We start from the raw sequence: 544 nt of genomic DNA on the forward strand, positions 1-544 counted from the left end.
AATGTCACCGGGAACTCGTTGGCGATCCACTTCAGGTGATTGCTCACCTCGATGCCGCTCTTCTGCCCCCACTTCAGGAAGTGCAGATCGTCCAGAACCAGCACACGGACATCACAGGACAACACGCAGTCCAGCACCCGCCGTCCGAACTGGGCGGTGGTGCCCCGCCCCTGTCCGGGGTGGCCGAAGAACTCCAGCATGGCCCGGTTGAGGTCCTTCATCCCGGTGTTCCCGGTCAGCCCGACCCGACAGACAGGAATCCGCTCGTGCCCCTGGCTCGTGAACGGGCCCGACTCATCGATCTCCCGCTGGTGGAAGTCGCGGGCGAAGGCCAGCACCGAGGTCGTCTTGCCGAGCCCCGGGACCGCGTCGACGCCCACCGCTCCCTTGGCCTTGTCGCCGTCCTGCTCGTTGCTGTCGACGATGTCCCACAAGTCCTCGTGGAGCTCCGCCAGTTGCGGTGTCTTGACCGGGCCGATGTTCGCGTGCCACATCCGGCGCCGCCGGTCGTAGTCCGCCCGCTCCTGTGTGGCCAGGGACTTCA

Annotated in this window: 1 protein-coding gene; it reads right to left on the reverse strand. The window is 66.2% G+C overall.

Annotated features, from left to right (window positions below):
• A partial coding sequence (locus ABD323_RS44835; RefSeq protein WP_344447705.1) for an AAA family ATPase occupies positions 1-544 on the reverse strand: 544 nt, incomplete at both ends.

Origin of the sequence: Kitasatospora nipponensis (assembly GCF_039528135.1) — a bacterium.
Taxonomy (GTDB): domain Bacteria; phylum Actinomycetota; class Actinomycetes; order Streptomycetales; family Streptomycetaceae; genus Kitasatospora; species Kitasatospora nipponensis.